This window comes from Ancylobacter amanitiformis (assembly GCF_030814815.1).
GTDB lineage: Bacteria > Pseudomonadota > Alphaproteobacteria > Rhizobiales > Xanthobacteraceae > Ancylobacter > Ancylobacter amanitiformis.
Genome location: NZ_JAUSVR010000004.1, coordinates 75,518 through 91,006 on the forward strand (window position 1 = coordinate 75,518; position 15,489 = coordinate 91,006).

Annotated in this window: 19 protein-coding genes; 10 read left to right on the top strand and 9 right to left on the bottom strand. The window is 69.3% G+C overall.

The genetic code is table 11. The features are described from left to right. Window positions 1-166: 166 nt before the first annotated feature. Window positions 167-460 (top strand): hypothetical protein, encoded by a 294-nt coding sequence (locus QOZ99_RS07750; RefSeq protein WP_306889400.1) that lies wholly within the window; start codon window positions 167-169, stop codon window positions 458-460. A gap of 69 nt (window positions 461-529) precedes the next feature. Here QOZ99_RS07750 and dprA read toward each other — a convergent pair whose 3' ends face one another. The 4 genes from dprA to QOZ99_RS07770 all read right to left on the bottom strand — a co-directional run bounded on the left by dprA (window position 530) and on the right by QOZ99_RS07770 (window position 4,575). Beyond that, window positions 530-1,645: a DNA-processing protein DprA gene (gene dprA / locus QOZ99_RS07755; protein ID WP_306889401.1), complete on the bottom strand. Its 1,116-nt coding sequence runs from the start codon at window positions 1,643-1,645 to the stop codon at window positions 530-532. A 4-nt stretch (window positions 1,646-1,649) separates the two neighbouring features. Next, on the bottom strand, window positions 1,650-2,255 hold the full coding sequence (gene plsY / locus QOZ99_RS07760) for a glycerol-3-phosphate 1-O-acyltransferase PlsY (RefSeq protein ID WP_306889402.1): 606 nt from the start codon (window positions 2,253-2,255) through the stop codon (window positions 1,650-1,652). 63 nt (window positions 2,256-2,318) lie between these two features. Then, on the bottom strand, window positions 2,319-3,617 hold the full coding sequence (locus QOZ99_RS07765; protein WP_306889403.1) for a dihydroorotase: 1,299 nt from the start codon (window positions 3,615-3,617) through the stop codon (window positions 2,319-2,321). Next, a complete protein-coding gene (locus tag QOZ99_RS07770) occupies window positions 3,610-4,575 on the bottom strand; it encodes an aspartate carbamoyltransferase catalytic subunit (RefSeq protein ID WP_306889404.1) in 966 nt (321 codons plus the stop codon). Before QOZ99_RS07770 ends, QOZ99_RS07765 begins: the two co-directional genes overlap by 8 nt. A 161-nt stretch (window positions 4,576-4,736) precedes the next feature. Here QOZ99_RS07770 and QOZ99_RS07775 point away from each other — a divergent pair, with 161 nt between their 5' ends. Continuing rightward, window positions 4,737-5,150, top strand: coding sequence for a hypothetical protein (locus QOZ99_RS07775; protein ID WP_306889405.1), 414 nt, complete (start codon window positions 4,737-4,739; stop codon window positions 5,148-5,150). Between the two features lie 57 nt (window positions 5,151-5,207). Here QOZ99_RS07775 and QOZ99_RS07780 read toward each other — a convergent pair whose 3' ends face one another. Both QOZ99_RS07780 and ruvX read right to left on the bottom strand, forming a co-directional pair. Continuing rightward, window positions 5,208-6,140, bottom strand: coding sequence for an AEC family transporter (locus tag QOZ99_RS07780; protein WP_306889406.1), 933 nt, complete (start codon window positions 6,138-6,140; stop codon window positions 5,208-5,210). 16 nt (window positions 6,141-6,156) lie between these two features. Beyond that, window positions 6,157-6,639: a Holliday junction resolvase RuvX gene (gene ruvX, locus QOZ99_RS07785; RefSeq protein WP_306889407.1), complete on the bottom strand. Its 483-nt coding sequence runs from the start codon at window positions 6,637-6,639 to the stop codon at window positions 6,157-6,159. Window positions 6,640-6,800: 161 nt separating this feature from the next. Here ruvX and QOZ99_RS07790 point away from each other — a divergent pair, with 161 nt between their 5' ends. Both QOZ99_RS07790 and QOZ99_RS07795 read left to right on the top strand, forming a co-directional pair. Continuing rightward, on the top strand, window positions 6,801-7,505 hold the full coding sequence (locus tag QOZ99_RS07790; RefSeq protein ID WP_306889408.1) for a metal-dependent hydrolase: 705 nt from the start codon (window positions 6,801-6,803) through the stop codon (window positions 7,503-7,505). 120 nt (window positions 7,506-7,625) lie between these two features. Further along, window positions 7,626-8,300 carry a LysE family translocator gene (locus tag QOZ99_RS07795; protein WP_306889409.1) on the top strand — a complete coding sequence of 225 codons (675 nt, stop codon included), beginning with the start codon at window positions 7,626-7,628 and terminating at the stop codon, window positions 8,298-8,300. A gap of 29 nt (window positions 8,301-8,329) precedes the next feature. Here the strand turns inward: QOZ99_RS07795 and QOZ99_RS07800 are convergent, their stop codons facing one another. Then, window positions 8,330-9,241, bottom strand: coding sequence for a hypothetical protein (locus QOZ99_RS07800; RefSeq protein ID WP_306889410.1), 912 nt, complete (start codon window positions 9,239-9,241; stop codon window positions 8,330-8,332). A 145-nt stretch (window positions 9,242-9,386) separates the two neighbouring features. Between QOZ99_RS07800 and QOZ99_RS07805 the strand changes: the two genes are divergently transcribed. From QOZ99_RS07805 to QOZ99_RS07825, 5 genes are all read left to right on the top strand, one after another. Continuing rightward, entirely contained in the window at window positions 9,387-9,791 is a 405-nt protein-coding gene (locus QOZ99_RS07805) for a hypothetical protein (protein WP_306889411.1), read from the top strand. A 28-nt stretch (window positions 9,792-9,819) separates the two neighbouring features. Continuing rightward, window positions 9,820-10,125 (top strand): hypothetical protein, encoded by a 306-nt coding sequence (locus QOZ99_RS07810; protein ID WP_306889412.1) that lies wholly within the window; start codon window positions 9,820-9,822, stop codon window positions 10,123-10,125. 249 nt (window positions 10,126-10,374) lie between these two features. Further along, the gene (gene gatC, locus QOZ99_RS07815) at window positions 10,375-10,662 is read left to right on the top strand and encodes an Asp-tRNA(Asn)/Glu-tRNA(Gln) amidotransferase subunit GatC (RefSeq protein WP_306889413.1); all 288 of its coding nucleotides are present in this window, start codon (window positions 10,375-10,377) and stop codon (window positions 10,660-10,662) included. Window positions 10,663-10,667: 5 nt separating this feature from the next. Beyond that, complete coding sequence (gene gatA / locus QOZ99_RS07820) at window positions 10,668-12,149, top strand: Asp-tRNA(Asn)/Glu-tRNA(Gln) amidotransferase subunit GatA (RefSeq protein ID WP_306889414.1); 1,482 nt, start codon at window positions 10,668-10,670, stop codon at window positions 12,147-12,149. After that, the gene (locus QOZ99_RS07825) at window positions 12,149-12,445 is read left to right on the top strand and encodes a chorismate mutase (RefSeq protein ID WP_183189352.1); all 297 of its coding nucleotides are present in this window, start codon (window positions 12,149-12,151) and stop codon (window positions 12,443-12,445) included. Before gatA ends, QOZ99_RS07825 begins: the two co-directional genes overlap by 1 nt. A gap of 19 nt (window positions 12,446-12,464) precedes the next feature. On the opposite strand, the gene QOZ99_RS07830 is transcribed toward QOZ99_RS07825, so the two are convergent. Together QOZ99_RS07830 and QOZ99_RS07835 are read right to left on the bottom strand one after the other, a co-directional pair. Next, entirely contained in the window at window positions 12,465-12,794 is a 330-nt protein-coding gene (locus QOZ99_RS07830; protein WP_306889415.1) for a DUF6455 family protein, read from the bottom strand. A 68-nt stretch (window positions 12,795-12,862) separates the two neighbouring features. Next, a complete protein-coding gene (locus tag QOZ99_RS07835) occupies window positions 12,863-13,831 on the bottom strand; it encodes a threonine dehydratase (protein WP_306889416.1) in 969 nt (322 codons plus the stop codon). A gap of 153 nt (window positions 13,832-13,984) precedes the next feature. Between QOZ99_RS07835 and gatB the strand changes: the two genes are divergently transcribed. Next, a complete protein-coding gene (gene gatB, locus QOZ99_RS07840; protein WP_306889417.1) occupies window positions 13,985-15,478 on the top strand; it encodes an Asp-tRNA(Asn)/Glu-tRNA(Gln) amidotransferase subunit GatB in 1,494 nt (497 codons plus the stop codon). Window positions 15,479-15,489 lie beyond the last annotated feature (11 nt).

A 15,489-nucleotide genomic window follows, 5' to 3' on the forward strand; every position in this document is an offset into this window, starting at 1 on the left:
CAAAGCGGCCCGGAAAATGGGGTAGCTGTCCCGCCCTGTCAAATAGGGCGTCGCCGCTCCCCGGCCGAACAGGGCCTTTCGCCGTCATCGCCGATGACGATTTACGGTTTCGCACGGCTTTTCGGACACACCTTTTGGCCGCGAGACTTCCGACGAATGACAATTAATGATAATTTATATCGACCATTTTGCACCTAAAGGTTGCACGCATTGCTCGTCGGCCTGGCTGACGATCGTCCTCCCGATCCTCAGCGACAGGCGCCCCGTGCACGATATTGATCGCGATTTCCAACCGAAGCGCGAAGTCGTGAGCTATATCGCCGATATAGCTCACGAACTCGCGACATTGGCTGCGGGACACAACCTGCACGTCCTGCGCTATCTGCTGGAGATGGCGCGGGACGAGGCCCGCGGACTGAAAAACCCGCTTCACGAGGACACGGAGGTCGATCGCTCCTGAAGCGGGCGCGCGCGGACGATCCACGCAATCACATGGCGGGAGCATCCGCCCGCGCGCATTCAGGGGAGCTCACGCAAGCAGCGAGACGCGCCCGCCGGCGTGGCGCTCCAGCCGCCCGGCAAGCTCAAGTTCGAGCAGCACGATCTGCGCCTCGGCGGCGCTGCAGCCGGCCATCGAGACGAGGTCGTCGACCGGCAACGGAGTCGTGCCCAGCAGGCCGAGCAGCCGGCTGCGCGCATCGTCGCTCGGCTCGAACATGTCGAGCGCCATGTCGGGCTCCTCCTCGACCCGGAAGGCCGACGGGCGCCCACGCAGCGAGGACAGCACCTCGATCACGTCGTCGGCGCCCGTCACCAGCGCCGCCCCCTGCTTGATGAGGCCATTGGTGCCGGCCGCGCGCGGATCGAGCGGCGAGCCGGGCACCGCCAGCACTTCGCGGCCCTGTTCGCCCGCCAGCCGGGCGGTGATGAGCGAGCCGGAGCGCTCCGCCGCCTCCACCACAACCACGCCGAGCGTCATGCCCGACACCAGCCGGTTGCGACGCGGGAAATCGCGTGCGCGCGGCTCCCAGCCCATCGGCATTTCGGTGAGCACCACGCCCTGCTCGACGATGCGGGCGTGCAGCGCGTCGTTCTCGCGCGGGTAGGGGCGATCGAGCCCACCGGCGATGACCGCCGCCGTGCCGGTGGCCAGGCTCGCCGCGTGGGCATCCGCGTCGATGCCGCGCGCCAGTCCGGACACCACCAGCCAGCCGGCCTCGCCGAGCCCGCGGGCGATGCGCGCGGTCATGGTCCGCCCGGCGCCGGAGGCATTGCGCGAGCCGACAATGGCCACCGCCGGCCTGGACAGGAGTTCGATCCGCCCACGCATGGCGATCAGCGGCGGCGCGTCGTCGATCTCACGCAGCAGGGCGGGATATTCCGGCTCGCCAAGCGCCACCAGCCGCGCACCGATGCGCTCCAGCGCGGCGATCTCGGCCTCGACCTCGGCCAGGGTGGGAATGCGCGGGGGAATGAGCCGCCCGCCGCGCCGCGCCATGCCCGGCAGCGCCTCTAGCGCGGCCGCCGCGCCGCCGAATCGGTTGATCAAGCCGCGAAAGGCGCGCGGCCCGACATTTTCGGTGCGGATGAGACGGAGCCAGTCGCGGCGCTGGTCGGGATCGAGGTGAATGCCGCGGCCGGACAATGGCTCAGCCCTTCTTGCCGATCTTGCCTTCGGTGCCCGCCAGCAGCCGCGCGATATTGGCACGGTGCATGAACCACAGCATCACCGTGAGGATGCCCAGCACCAGCGCGGTGTGCGACGCGCCGAACATGAGCGCCGCCAGCGTCGTGAGCACGCTGGCGATCAGCGCGGAGAGCGAGGAGTAGCGGGTGACGAAAGCGATGGCGATCCAGGACAGGGCGAAGACGAGCGCGGCCTGCCAGATCAGCGCCAGCGTCACGCCGAGAAAGGTCGCCACGCCCTTGCCGCCCTTGAAGCCCAGCCAGACCGGGAAGAGATGGCCGAGAAAGGCGCCGAAGGCCGCGGGGTAGGCCGCCTCGGGGCCGATGAGATAGCGGGCCAGCAGCACCGCCACCGTGCCTTTCAGCGCGTCGCCCAGCAGCGTCGCGGCGGCGAGGCCCTTGCGGCCGGTGCGCAGCACGTTGGTCGCGCCGATATTGCCCGAGCCGATGCTGCGAATATCCTGCGTGCCGGCCGCCCGCGTCAGCAGGAGGCCGAACGGTATGGAGCCGAGAAGATAGCCGAGCAGCAACGCGGCATAGCTCGACAGCGTGGGCAGGGACCAGCTCATGCCTCGACCTTAATGGGTTTCGCGCGAAAGTGAATGACGCGGCGGCGTGCGCCGCCGCGTGGTTCACACGTATTCGAACACCGTCCGCCCGGCCACCAGCGTGCGCACCACCCGGCCCTCGAAACGGGCCTCGTCGAACGGCGTGTTGCGGCTGCGCGACTTCAGCGTCGCGGCATCGAGCAGCCACGCCGCGTCCGGGTCGATGAGCGCGATGTCGGCCGAGCGGCCCGGCCGCAGCGTGCCGGCGGGCAGGCCGAGCAGTTCGGCGGGCCGCGTCGACATGGCGCGGATCAGCGTCATCAGCTCCACGCTGCCGTCATTCACCAGCCGCAGCCCGGCCGCCAGCATGGTTTCCAGCCCGATCGCGCCGAACGCCGCTTCCGAGAAGGGCAGGCGCTTGACGTCGACATCCTGCGGGTCGTGATCGGAGACGATGACGTCGATCAGCCCGTCCGCCACCGCCTGCACCAGCGCGCGGCGGTCCGGCTCGGCGCGCAGCGGCGGGGTCAGCTTGAAGAAGGTGCGGTAGCCGACCACGTCGCGCTCGTTGAGCGTCAGGTGGTTGATGGAGGCGGAGGCCGTCACCGGCAGGCCGGCTTGCTTGGCGCGGCGCAGCACGTCGAGCGATTCGGCGCAGGTCAGCGAGGCCGCGTGGTAGCGCCCGCCGGTCATGGCGGCGAGCCGCACGTCGCGCTCCAGCACGATCGCCTCGGCGGCCTTCGGCACGCCGGCGAGGCCGAGGCGCGAGGCAAGCTCGCCCTCGTTCATCACGCCTTCGCCGGCCAGCGAGGCGTCCTGCGTGTGATGCACGATCAGCGCATCGAAATGGCGCCCGTAGACGAGGGCACGGCGCAGCACCTGCGCGGTCGGCACCGAGCGCGTGCCATCGGTGAAGGCGACGGCGCCGGCCTCCCGCAGCAGGCCGATCTCGGTCATCTCGCGCCCCTCCAGCCCCTTGGTGAGGGCGGCCATGGGATGGACATGGACGATGGCGGTGTCGCGGGCGCGGCGCAGCACGAAATCGACGATGGCCGGCTCGTCGATGATCGGGTCGGTATCGGGCTGGCAGATGATGGTGGTGACGCCGCCGGCGGCCGCCGCCTGGCTGGCCGAGGCCAGCGTCTCGCGGTGCTCGGCGCCCGGCTCGCCGATAAAGGCGCGCATGTCGACGAGGCCGGGCACCGCGATGAGGCCGCGGCAATCGACGATCTCGGTACCGTCGGGCAGGCCGGCATTGCGCAGGCTGCCGGCCATGTCCTTGATCACCCCGTCGGCGATCAGGATGTCGCCCTGGGTATCGAGGTCGCGCGAGGGGTCGAGAATGCGCGCGCCGGCGAGGAGAGTGGGGCGGGGGTCACGCATGGGGCAGGTTTCCGGGCAATGTGCGCGACAGCGCGTCCAGCACGGCCATGCGGACGGCGACGCCCATCTCGACCTGCTCGCGAATCAGCGACTGGGCGCCGTCGGCCACCGCCGAATCGATCTCCACGCCCCGGTTCATCGGGCCGGGATGCATCACCAGCGCGTCGGGCCTGGCAAAGCGCAGCTTGGCTTCGTCGAGGCCCCAGAAGTGGAAATATTCCTTCACCGAGGGCACGAAGGAGCCGTTCATGCGCTCGCGCTGCAGGCGCAGCATCATGATGATATCGACATCGGCGAGGCCGGCGCGCATGTCGTGGAACACGCCGACGCCGAAGCGCTCGATATCGGCCGGCAGCAGGGTGGGCGGGGCGATGACCCGCACCTGCGCGCCCAATGCCTGCAGCAGCAGGATGTTGGAGCGGGCGACGCGGGAATGGGTGATGTCGCCGCAGATGGCAACGGTGAGCCCTTGGATCCGCCCCTTGTTGCGGCGGATGGTGAGCGCGTCGAGCAGCGCCTGCGTCGGGTGTTCATGCGCCCCGTCGCCGGCATTCACCACCGAACAGTCGACCTTGCGGGCGAGCAGTTCGACGGCGCCGGAGGCGCTGTGGCGCACGATCAGCACGTCCGGGTGCATGGCGTTGAGCGTCGCCGCCGTGTCGATCAGCGTCTCGCCCTTCTTCAGCGAGGAATTGCCGACCGCCATGTTCATCACGTCCGCCCCGAGCCGCTTGCCGGCGATCTCGAAGGAGGACTGGGTGCGCGTCGACGCCTCGAAGAACAGGTTGATCTGCGTGCGGCCGCGCAGGGTCGCCCGCTTCTTCTCGACCTGGCGATTGAGGATCACGAACTCTTCGGCGAGGTCGAGCAGCCCGACGATTTCCTCGGGCGAAAGCCCCTCGATGCCGAGCAGATGCCGGCGGGAGAGGGTGAAACTGGATGCGGGGTTCGATGTCATATCGAAGTCGGCTGGATAGACGCAGCGCGCCCCTGCCGCAAGCGATTTGGCGCGCTTTCCCGACCTTTCCGTGCGGCGCGCCGGATCGGCGCTGGGGAACCGCCGGAGGATTGGCGCGTTGCTCCCCCGATCATTGGGATCGCAGGACAGGAGCACATGCGATGACGGAGACGACCTTTCGAAAGGCCGGAATCGGCAAGCTTGCCGCTATGGGCCTCGCCGCCGCCCTGACATTTGCCGCCGTTCCCGCCTCGGCGCTGCCGCTGGGCGGCGCGGGTGCCGCCGGAGCCGCGACCACGCAAGCCGCGCTGCCGGTGGAAAACGTCAAGTGCAACACGGGCTGCGCCGCGGCCATCGGCATCGGCGCGGGTGTCGTCACCGGCGCGATCATCGCCAACCAGGCCCAGCGCAACCGTTCGTATGATGACGGTTATCGCGGCGGCTACCAGGGCGGCTATGAGTCCGGGCCGGGCTATTATGGCGGGCGCCCCGCCTATCAGCGCTCGTCCGGCTATGGTCGCTGCTGGGTCGAGGTGAACCCGCACCGCGGCACCGGCTACTGGACCCAGTGCTGATCGATCCTTGGACGTGATCAGACCTGACGGGCGGCCGCGTGCCGCCCGATTCGCGTTCTAGAGATGGCTGACGATGGCGATCACCACCGGCATGGTGAGCGCGGCGAGCAGGGTCTGCACGGTGAGCATTTCGGCCAGCAGCGGTGCGTCGCCGCCCATCTGGCGGGCGAGCACATAGCCGTTCGGCGCCGAGGGCACGGAAGCCCCGACGGCGACGATCATCAGGTCGACCTCCTTCAGCCCGAGCGCGAAGCCGATCGCCACCGCCACCGCCGGAAGGGCGATGAGCTTGACAAGGCAGGTGAACCAGGTGGCCGGGCGCGGGCGCCGCAGGTCGCCCAGCCGCAGCCCCGCGCCCACCACCAGCAGCCCGAGCGCCAGCGAGGCGCGCCCGAGAATGTCGCCGAACGTGACGATCACCGGCGGGATGGGCACGGCCAGGGCGTTGATCGCCGCGCCGATGGCGCAGGACCAGATGAAGGGGTTGCGCGCCAGCTGCAGCAGCAGGTTGCGGGTCCCGGCCACGCTGTTCTCGCCATGGCGGGCCAGCACCAGCACGCTCATGGCATTGAGCGAGGGAATCAGCACCGCCAGCCCGACCGCCGCGACGGCGAGCCCCGCCGGCCCCGCCAGCGTGCCGGAGACGGCGAGCGCGATATAGGTATTCCAGCGCAGCGCGCCCTGGAACAGCGACGTGTAGCCCGGCCCCGTCAAACCCAGCCCGCGCGTGAGCGGCCGACGCAGGAGGCTCACCACGAGGCCGAGCAGGCCGACCGAGCCGAGCAGGGCGATCGACACTTCCAGCACCGCGACATTGCCGAGGCTCGCCCGCGAGATGCTGACGATGAGCAGCGCCGGGAACAGCACGTAATAGGTCAGCCGCTCCAGCGCGATCCAGTGCGAGGCTTCGGGCAGCAGCCCGCGCTTGAGCGCCGCGCCGAGCGCGATGATGAGGAACACCGGAACCAGCGCGCCGAGCACCGCCGCCATGTCGAGTTCTCCGTGGTCAGCCTTGCCCGGCGATGTGGCGCAGCCGGTCCAGTGCGCCCTGCAGGATGAAGGTCGCGGCCTGCTGGTCCACCACCTCCGCCCGGCGCGCGCGGCTCATGTCGGTGGCGATCATGTCCCGCTCCACGGCGGCGGTGGAGAGCCGCTCGTCCCACAGGATGATCGGCAGTTCGGTCAGCCGCGCGAAATTGCGGGCGAAGGCGCGCGAGGACTGCGCGCGCGGCCCCTCGCTGCCATCCATGTTGACGGGCAGGCCGATGACGAAGCCGGCCGCCCCCCGCGCCGCGCCCAGCGCGAGAATGCGCGCGGCATCGGGGGTGAACTGCTTGCGGGTGATGGTTTCCACCGGCGCGGCGAGGCGGCGCTCGGGATCGCAGCTGGCCACGCCGATGGTCTTGGTGCCGAGGTCGAGCCCGATCAGTCCTCCTCGCGGGGGCAGGAGAGGGGCGGCCTCGGTGACGGAAAGGATGGGGGCTAGCATGGCGCGAGCGCCTAGCACGCCTGCCGCGGCAAAGCCACTTCTCCGGCGATTGCGGCGGGCGGGCCGGTGCAACGGGCGGGTCGGCAAGTCGCGCCTTGTGCGGCGAGGGCGGCGCATTATCTTGCGGCCGACTCTCCGCCGACACTCGCGAGGAAACGGCAATGAAGATCACGTGGTTCGGGCATGCGGCCTTTCGGCTGGAATTCGCGCAGAAGGTCGTGCTGATCGACCCTTTCCTGACCGGCAATCCGGCCTTCACCGGCAGCGTTGAGGCGGCGACCGCCGGCGTGACGCATATCCTGCTGACGCATGGCCATGGCGACCATGTCGGCGACACCGTGGCCATTGCCGAGCGGACGGGCGCCACCGTGGTGGCCAATGCGGACCTCGCCAGCTGGCTCGGCACGCAGGGCGTCGCCAAGCTGGAAATGATGAACACCGGCGGCACCATCCATCTCGACGGCTTCGCCGTCAGCATGGTGCGGGCGGATCACTCCTCGGGAATGATCGTCAACGGCGCGTCGGTCTATCTCGGCAATGCCAACGGCCTCGTCGTGAAGGCGCCGGGCGAGCCGACCGTGTGGCACATGGGCGATACCGACCTGTTCTCGGACATGGCGCTGATCGCGGAACTGCACAGGCCGGACGTGGTGATCGTGCCGATCGGCGACCGTTTCACCATGGGGCCGGAATCGGCGGCGCTGGCGGTGACGCGCTATCTCGGCGGGCTCACCATCATCCCCGCGCATTACGCCACGTTCGGCCTGCTGGAGGCCAATGCCGACCGCTTCACGACGCTGGTGGGCGGCGAGGCGACGGTGGTGGTGCCGGAGAAAAACGTCGCGACGCCTTTCGCCCGGCTCTGACCGGCCGGCGGGACGGGGGCGCCGGATCGGGAAGCCGGACGTGTTTTCCCACCCGGTGATGTGCGGCGATCGGGAAATGCTCTAACACTCCCGATCGAAGCCGCCGACCTGGAGACCGCCATGGACATCGCGACCGCCCTGCTGGCCTTCGCATTCGCGGCCGCCCTGCTCACCCTCACGCCGGGCCTCGATACGGCGCTGGTGCTGCGCACGGCGGCGGTGGAAGGCGGGCAGCCGGCGTTTCGGGCCGGGCTCGGCATCTCCACCGGCTCGGTCCTGTGGGGGGCGATGGCCGGGCTGGGGCTCGGCGCGGTGCTCGCGGTTTCCGAACTCGCCTACACGATCCTTCAGTTCGCCGGCGCCATCTACCTGTTCTATCTCGGTATCGGCCTGCTGGTGAACGCGGTGCGCGGCGGCGCGACCGGCCTTGCCGCCGCCGGGCCAGCCGTACGCGGATCGGGAAACGGGCCGGCCAACGGGTCGACCAACGGGTCGGCCAACTGGTTCCTGCGCGGGCTGATGACCAATCTGCTCAACCCGAAGGTCGGCGTCTTCTATGTGAGCTTCCTGCCGCAATTCATGCCGGCGGGCGTCAACGTGCCGCTCATGAGCGTCATCATGGCGTTCATCCATGCGGTGATGGGCATTGCATGGTTTGCCGCGTTGATTCTCGCGACCCGGCCATTGTCGCGTCTGCTGCGCCGGCCCGGCGTGGTGCGCGGGCTGGATGCGCTGACCGGCGGCATCCTCATCGCCTTCGGCCTGCGGCTGGCGCTGGAGAAGCGGCTGGGCTGAACAGGGGCGTTGGGCCCCATCGCCCGCGCTTATTCCGCCGCGTTGGCGTCGGGCTGTTCGAGCCGGGCGGGCTGGGCATCGCCGCTGAACGCCATGGCTTCGCGCACCGCGATGACCTGCACCGCCAATACCATGGCCACGAAGCTTTCGATGCCCTCGACGAGCGCCGGGGTCGCCATCTGTCCCCCCGATCGTCCGAGCGGAGCCGAATCGCAGCGCGTCACCAGCCCGGCCGCCGCCGCTTTGACCAGTATGTCGGCGACATGTGAGCGCGAGAGGCCGTAGGCGCGGGCGAGATGGGCGGCGGTGAGGGCCTCGCCGGTATGAGCGGCCTCGAACAGGGCGAAGGCGATCGCCAGCCCGCCGTCGCGCTCAATGAACGATTCCAGGGCGGGCACGTCGTGGACGAGGCGCCAGCCGCGGCGGAAGGGACGCAGCAGCACGGCGACATAGGGCGCGAGGAAGGCCCGCTCCTCCAGCCGGGCCAGCCCGATGGCGCCCTCGGGGGCAAGGGCGGCAAGAGCGGTCAGCGTGACGCGCCAGCGGTCCCGGTGGAGGTTGAGCAGGCGGTCGGTCACGTTGAGCCGTCTGCGCCGTCGGTCCGAATCGAGCGCGGGCTCCACCAGTCGGCGCAGGCGGCACAAGGCGAGGACCGCGGCGACCCGTCCCGGGCTGCACAACCCGAGGCGCACTGCCTCGTCCTTCAGCCGACCCGCCGTCAGGCCCGGTGCGTCCGCCGGTTCGAAATGCATGTCGAGCATGAGCATGGCGAGCGTGATGCGGGCCCGGTCGTTCAGCAGCCGCGCCAGCAGGAACTGCTCGCGGTAGCCGCTGTCGAGGGCGGCGACGGTCCGGCGCGCGACCTCGGGAAACTGCGCATGCGCCCGTAGCCGGGCACACTCATCCTGCTGCTCGGGCGGCGTGCTGCCCGGAGCGATCATGATATGTGTTGAACATGACGCCGTGCTGATGGAAATCATGGCTGCACTTTAGGTGAAATGAGACCAAAAATCGACATTGCGCTCGAGCTTCGCCCCCCGAATATGCGCCCACTTGCGGTGCGGAACAGCTGAAGGAAAAGCCCAGATGACCCTTTCCGACGTCGTTACGGTTCGTCCGGTTCGTGCGGTGCGGTGGCTTGCCGGTGCGCTGCTGCTGACCGCGACGGCTCTGTCTTTCGCCGAGACGCCCGCCGAGGCGGCGGTGATCTACTGTTCGCGGCCGGGCTACCCGGCAGGCTGCGTGGCGGTGGCCACCCCGGCGCCGGCCGCGCGCGCCGTCGTCTATTGCACGCGGCCCGGTTTCCCCGTCGGCTGCGTTGCCGGTGCGGGCGCCCCGGCTGCGCGCGCGGCGGTCGCTTGCACGCGGCCGGGATACCCGGCGGGCTGCGTGGCCGGTCCCGCCGGCGTCAATGCCAATGCCCGCGCCGTGGCCCGGCCGGGTCCCGGCGTGAATGGCGGTGGCCCGGTCAACCGCGCCGGACTGCGCTGAGTTTTTCGACCCCAAGGGAGTGAACATCATGAACGACATGCATACCCGCCTTGCGCGCCGCGTCCTCGGCGCAACCTGCCTCGCCGTGATGCTGGCTGCCGGTTCGGCCGCCTACGCCAACCGCGCCGCCGGCGATGCCTGCGCCGCCGCGCTTCCGGCCGATGCCCAGGCCATCTATGCCGCCGCCGTCGGCCAGGTCGTGGCGGGCGCCGATCCGCGCACCGTCGTCATGGATGTGGTGAAGCCGATGGTCATGTCCGGCCAGATCAGCCGTAGCGCCGCCCGCGACAACGCCGAGGCCGCCGCACCGTGCCTGAAGCAGGCCAAGTCCTGACAAGGGTGGAGTGCCGAAGCGCGGAGTCCTGAACAAGGGCGACGGCTGAGGCCGGCGAATGCGGACGCGGCCCATGTCCGGCTTCGGGCCGGGCCCGGGAGTTGAATGCGGCACATGCCGGGGGTGTTGCAGCCCCCGGCATGTGTCATTACGGCCCCGATCTCCACCGAAGCCCGGCGCGGCGCGTTGCGAGGCGGCGTGTCCGCCTGCTATAGGGCGCGTCTGTTTTCAGTTGAACTGGGATTTCGGATGTCGGTGGATCAGGCGACGGTCCGGCGTGTGGCGCATCTGGCGCGCATCGCCGTGACGGAGGACGAGGTGGCCCATCTCCAGGGCGAGCTCAACGCCATTCTCGCCTTCGTGGATGAACTCGGCGAGGTGGACACCACCAATGTCGAGCCGATGACCAGCGTCATTCCCATGCAGCTGCCGCTGCGGGCGGACGTGGTCAATGACGGCTTCTATCCCGATCGCGTGCTGGCCAACGCTCCGGCGGCCGAAGACGGCTTCTTCGCCGTTCCCAAGGTGGTGGAGTGAGCGCCATGTCGGATCTGACCCGTCTCACCGTCACCGCCGCCCGCGAGGGGCTGGCGCAGGGCCACTTCTCCGCCTCCGAACTGACCCGCGCCTATGTCGAGGCGGTCGAGGCCGCCGGCGCGCTCAACGCCTATGTGCTCGCCACGCCGGAAAAGGCGCTGGACATGGCGCGGGCGAGCGATGAGCGCATCGCCAAGGGCGAGGCCGGCCGGCTGGAGGGCATTCCGCTCGGCATCAAGGACATGTTCGCGACGAACGGCGTGCGCACCACGGCCTGCTCGAACATCATCGGCAATTTTGTTCCGCCCTATGAGTCGACCGTCACCTCGCAGCTGTGGCGCGATGGCGCGGTGCTGCTCGGCAAGCTGAACCAGGACGAGTTCGCCATGGGCTCGTCCAACGAATCGAGCGCCTTCGGCCCGGTGGTGAACCCGTGGCGGCGTCGCGGATCGACCCAGAACCTCGTGCCCGGCGGCTCTTCCGGCGGCTCGGCGGCGGCGGTGGCGGCGCATATCTGCGCGGCGGCGGCCGGCACCGACACCGGCGGCTCGATCCGCCAGCCGGCGGCCTTTACCGGCACGGTCGGCATCAAGCCGACCTATGGCCGCTGCTCGCGCTGGGGCATCATCGCCTATGCCTCCTCGCTCGATCAGGCCGGTGTCATCGCCCGCTCGGTGAACGACGCGGCGCTGCTGCTGGGCTCCATGGCCGGGCACGACCCCAAGGATTCGACCAGCGCCAACCTCGCCGTGCCCGATTACGAGGCGGCGGTGGGCGCGTCGGTGAAGGGCAAGCGCATCGGTATCCCGAGGGAATACCGCGTCGAGGGCATGTCGTCCGAGATCGCCAGCCTGTGGGACAAGGGCGCGCAGATGCTGCGCGACGCCGGGGCGGAAGTGGTCGAGATCAGCCTGCCGCACACCAAATATGCGCTGCCGGCCTATTACATCGTGGCGCTGGCGGAAGCCTCCTCCAATCTCGCGCGCTATGACGGCGTGCGCTATGGCGAGCGCGTGCCGGGCCGGGACATTGCCGAGCTGTACGAGAAGACCCGCGCCGCGGGCTTTGGCGCCGAAGTGCGCCGGCGCATCATGATCGGCACCTATGTGCTCTCCGCCGGTTATTACGATGCCTATTACCTGAAGGCCCAGAAGGTGCGCACGCTGATCAAGCGCGACTTCGAAACGGCGTTCGCCGACGGCATCGACGCCGTGCTCGCCCCGGCCACGCCCTCGGCCGCCTTCGGCATCGGCGAGAAGTCGGGCGCCGATCCGGTGGAGATGTATCTGCAGGACGTGTTCACCGTGACGCTGAACATGGCCGGCCTGCCGGGCATCGCCGTGCCGGCGGGGCTTTCCTCGGAAGGCCTGCCGCTCGGCCTGCAGCTGATCGGCCGCCCGTTCGGCGAAGAGGGCCTGTTCGCGCTGGCGCAGGTGATCGAGGACGCCGCCGGCCGCTTCGACGTGACGGACAAGTGGTGGCGGTGATGGCCCGCGTGCTGCCCGATAACGAGCGCTGCCTCGCCCCCTTCCGGGCGGAGATCGATATCATCGACGCGCAACTGGTGGATCTGCTCGCGCGCCGCTTCGAGGTGGTGAAGCACGTCATCGCCGTGAAGCAGGCGGAAGGCCTCGCCGCGCTGCTGCCCGAGCGCGTCGAGGACGTGGTCGAGAAGGTGATGGCCACGGCCGAGACCAGGGGTGTGCCGCCCGAGCTGGTGGAAAAGCTCTGGCGCGTGCTGATCGAATGGGTGATCGCCTACGAGAACGAGCGGCTCGGCTGAGGTTGCCCCGCCTCCGGCGCTAGACGCCGGTCCCGTCCCGGTCTTGCGCGGTGCGGGCGGCTTCGAGCCGCCCGATGGAATCGTCGAGATAGGCGACTTCCGCCGCCACCTGCCGGCATACCCAGTCCCGGAAAGGCTCGGCATTGCGGCAGAAGCCGGGGAGCGGCTGCTCCTGTGGAACCTCGCCGAGCCAGGAGCGGCATTCGTCCGCCACGCGGCAGCCGAGGCAGCGCTGGGCGGCGGCGGCGAGTTCATCGGCCGCCAGCGAAGGCTCCTCCGGCGTCAGGCCGGCATGCTCCATCATGCGGCGGAAAAGAGCCAGACGTTCGTCGATCGTGTCCACGCGCATGGGTGCCTCCTGTGCCCGACGCAGAATGGACGGGCACGTCGCCCGCGCCTTGATCTGGCGCAAGCCGGCTATGGAGTGGCCTGCCCGTTCGCCACCCAGTCCCGAAAGACGGCGAGGTCGATATTTCCGCCCGACAGCACGACGCCTACCCGCTTTCCGGAGAGGCGTTGCTTTTCCTGGAGGAGCGCGGCGAGCGGCGCGGCGCCGGCGCCCTCCGCCAGATTGTGGGTGTCGGTCCAATAGATGCGGATGGCCGCCGCCACCTCGTCATCGTTCACCGTGACCATGCGCGCCACGCCCGCCCGTATCATGTCGAGGGCTGCCGGGTCGGGAATGCGCACGGCGAGCCCGTCGGCCTTCGTGTCGGCGCTGGTGGTCTCGACCAGCCGACCGGCCGCCACCGAGAGCGCGTAGGCCGGCGCATGGGCGCTCTGCACGCCGATGATCTCGGTGCTCAGCCCGAGCAGGTCGCGGGTGCGGATTGCGCCGCAGATGCCGGAGCCTAGGCCGATGGGCACATAGAGCATGTCGAGCGGCGGCGCGGCGCGGAACAGTTCCAGCGCCCAGGTCGCCACGCCGACAACGAGGTCGGGATGGAAGGACGGCGCGAAGGCGAGCCCGTCCCGTGCGGCGAGCACCATGGCGTGCTGGCGCGCGGCATCGAAATCCTCGCCATGCTCGATGAGGCGGGCTCCGAGCGCGACCATCGCCGCGTTCTTCTCCGCGCTGTTGCCGTGTGGCACGACGATGGTGACGGGTATTGCGAAGCGGCGACCGGCGAAGGCCAGGGACTGCCCATGATTGCCGCGCGTGGCGGAGATGATTCCGTGCGGTGCCCCGCCCTCGCGCGCCAGCCGGGCGAGATGGACCAGCCCGCCGCGCACCTTGAAGGCGCCGGTCGGCGTGTGGTTCTCGTGCTTCACCCAGACATCCGCGCCGGCGCGCCGGCCCAGCAGCGGCCAGGCATATTGGTTCGTGCCGGGGAAAACCTCGTGAACCTGCCGGAGGGCGTCCTCCAGCGCGTCGAGACTGAACATGCACGGCTCCTTCGCGGAATTTCACGCATCGCGCCGCGATCGTTACGCCATCGCGACGCCCCGGCACAGCGCGAAGGGGCGGGGGCGGTTGCGGCTGCGCGGTGCACGGAGTAGGGAAACGGCCGACAAACCGCGTTCTGACGAGGCCGCCCCATGAACATGCACGCCCGCCCCGCCGACCCGAAGAAGCTGATCAAGGGCGCGACCGGCGACTGGGAAGTGGTCATCGGCATGGAGATCCATGCGCAGGTGACATCCAATTCCAAGCTGTTCTCCGGCGCCTCCACCGAATTCGGCGGCGAGCCGAACAGCCATGTCTCGCTGGTCGACGCGGCCATGCCGGGCATGCTGCCCGTCATCAACGCCGAATGCGTGAAGCAGGCGGTGCGCACCGGCCTGGGCCTGAAGGCGCGGATCAACAACCGCTCGGTATTCGACCGCAAGAACTACTTCTACCCCGACCTGCCGCAGGGCTACCAGATCAGCCAGTTCAAGGACCCGATCGTCGGCGAGGGCGTGGTGCTGGTCGACACCGTGGACGGCCAGATCGAGGTCGGCATCGAGCGCCTGCATCTGGAGCAGGACGCCGGCAAGTCGATCCACGACCTGCACCCGACACAGTCGCTGGTCGACCTCAACCGCTCGGGCGTGGCGCTGATGGAGATCGTGTCGCGCCCGGATCTGCGCTCGTCGGAAGAAGCCAAGGCCTATGTGACCAAGCTGCGCACCATCCTGCGCTATCTCGGCACCTGCGATGGCGACATGGAAAAAGGCTCGCTGCGCGCCGACGTCAACGTCTCCGTGCGCAAGCCCGGCGATGATTTGGGCACGCGCTGCGAGATCAAGAACGTCAATTCCATCCGCTTCATCGGTCAGGCGATCGAGACCGAGGCGCGTCGGCAGATCGGCATCATCGAGGATGGCGGGAAGATCGACCAGGAGACGCGCCTGTTCGACCCCGGCCGTGGCGAGACGCGCTCCATGCGCTCCAAGGAAGAGGCGCACGACTACCGCTATTTCCCCGACCCGGACCTGCTGCCGCTCGAATTCGACGACGCCTTCGTCGCCGAACTGGCCGCGCACCTGCCGGAACTGCCGGACGAGAAGAAGGCGCGCTTCGTCAGCCAGTATGGCCTGTCGGCCTATGATGCGGACGTGCTGGTCGCCGAGAAGGCCACGGCCGATTATTACGAGGCGGCGGTGGCTCATGCAGGCACCGCGCGCGACGCCAAGGCGGTAGCGAACTGGATCATGGGCGACGTATCGGCCTATGCCAATTCGGTCGGCCTCCCGGTGGCCGAGACGCATATCCGCCCGGCGCAGATCGCCGGCCTTGTCGACCTCATCGCCGACCAGACCATCTCCGGCAAGATCGCCAAGGATGTGCTTCTCCTCATCATCGGCGAGGAAAAGGACAGCGATCCGCGCGCGATCGTCGAGGCCCGCGGCATGCGCCAGGTCACCGATACCGGCGCCATCGAGGCGGCGGTGGATGCCATCATCGAAGCCAACCCGGACAAGGTGGCACAGGTGCAGGCCAAGCCCACCATGCTCGGCTGGTTCGTCGGCCAGGTGATGAAGCAGACCGGCGGCAAGGCCAACCCGCAGGCGGTGAACGACCTGCTCAAGGGCAAGCTCGGCATCTAGGCGCGTTCGGG

Bases quoted from the DNA above. Each gene is read 5' to 3' on its own strand.
- QOZ99_RS07805 (WP_306889411.1), top strand. From the start codon at position 9,387: ATGACCCTTTCCGACGTCGTTACGGTTCGTCCGGTTCGTGCGGTGCGG.
- QOZ99_RS07770 (WP_306889404.1), bottom strand. From the start codon at position 4,575: ATGACATCGAACCCCGCATCCAGTTTCACCCTCTCCCGCCGGCATCTG.
- QOZ99_RS07835 (WP_306889416.1), bottom strand. From the start codon at position 13,831: ATGTTCAGTCTCGACGCGCTGGAGGACGCCCTCCGGCAGGTTCACGAG.
- gatB (WP_306889417.1), top strand. From the start codon at position 13,985: ATGAACATGCACGCCCGCCCCGCCGACCCGAAGAAGCTGATCAAGGGC.
- QOZ99_RS07825 (WP_183189352.1), top strand. From the start codon at position 12,149: ATGGCCCGCGTGCTGCCCGATAACGAGCGCTGCCTCGCCCCCTTCCGG.
- QOZ99_RS07780 (WP_306889406.1), bottom strand. From the start codon at position 6,140: ATGGCGGCGGTGCTCGGCGCGCTGGTTCCGGTGTTCCTCATCATCGCG.
- gatA (WP_306889414.1), top strand. From the start codon at position 10,668: ATGTCGGATCTGACCCGTCTCACCGTCACCGCCGCCCGCGAGGGGCTG.
- QOZ99_RS07800 (WP_306889410.1), bottom strand. From the start codon at position 9,241: ATGATCGCTCCGGGCAGCACGCCGCCCGAGCAGCAGGATGAGTGTGCC.
- QOZ99_RS07795 (WP_306889409.1), top strand. From the start codon at position 7,626: ATGGACATCGCGACCGCCCTGCTGGCCTTCGCATTCGCGGCCGCCCTG.
- QOZ99_RS07775 (WP_306889405.1), top strand. From the start codon at position 4,737: ATGACGGAGACGACCTTTCGAAAGGCCGGAATCGGCAAGCTTGCCGCT.
- gatC (WP_306889413.1), top strand. From the start codon at position 10,375: ATGTCGGTGGATCAGGCGACGGTCCGGCGTGTGGCGCATCTGGCGCGC.
- QOZ99_RS07765 (WP_306889403.1), bottom strand. From the start codon at position 3,617: ATGCGTGACCCCCGCCCCACTCTCCTCGCCGGCGCGCGCATTCTCGAC.
- QOZ99_RS07810 (WP_306889412.1), top strand. From the start codon at position 9,820: ATGAACGACATGCATACCCGCCTTGCGCGCCGCGTCCTCGGCGCAACC.
- plsY (WP_306889402.1), bottom strand. From the start codon at position 2,255: ATGAGCTGGTCCCTGCCCACGCTGTCGAGCTATGCCGCGTTGCTGCTC.
- QOZ99_RS07750 (WP_306889400.1), top strand. From the start codon at position 167: ATGATAATTTATATCGACCATTTTGCACCTAAAGGTTGCACGCATTGC.
- ruvX (WP_306889407.1), bottom strand. From the start codon at position 6,639: ATGCTAGCCCCCATCCTTTCCGTCACCGAGGCCGCCCCTCTCCTGCCC.
- QOZ99_RS07830 (WP_306889415.1), bottom strand. From the start codon at position 12,794: ATGCGCGTGGACACGATCGACGAACGTCTGGCTCTTTTCCGCCGCATG.
- QOZ99_RS07790 (WP_306889408.1), top strand. From the start codon at position 6,801: ATGAAGATCACGTGGTTCGGGCATGCGGCCTTTCGGCTGGAATTCGCG.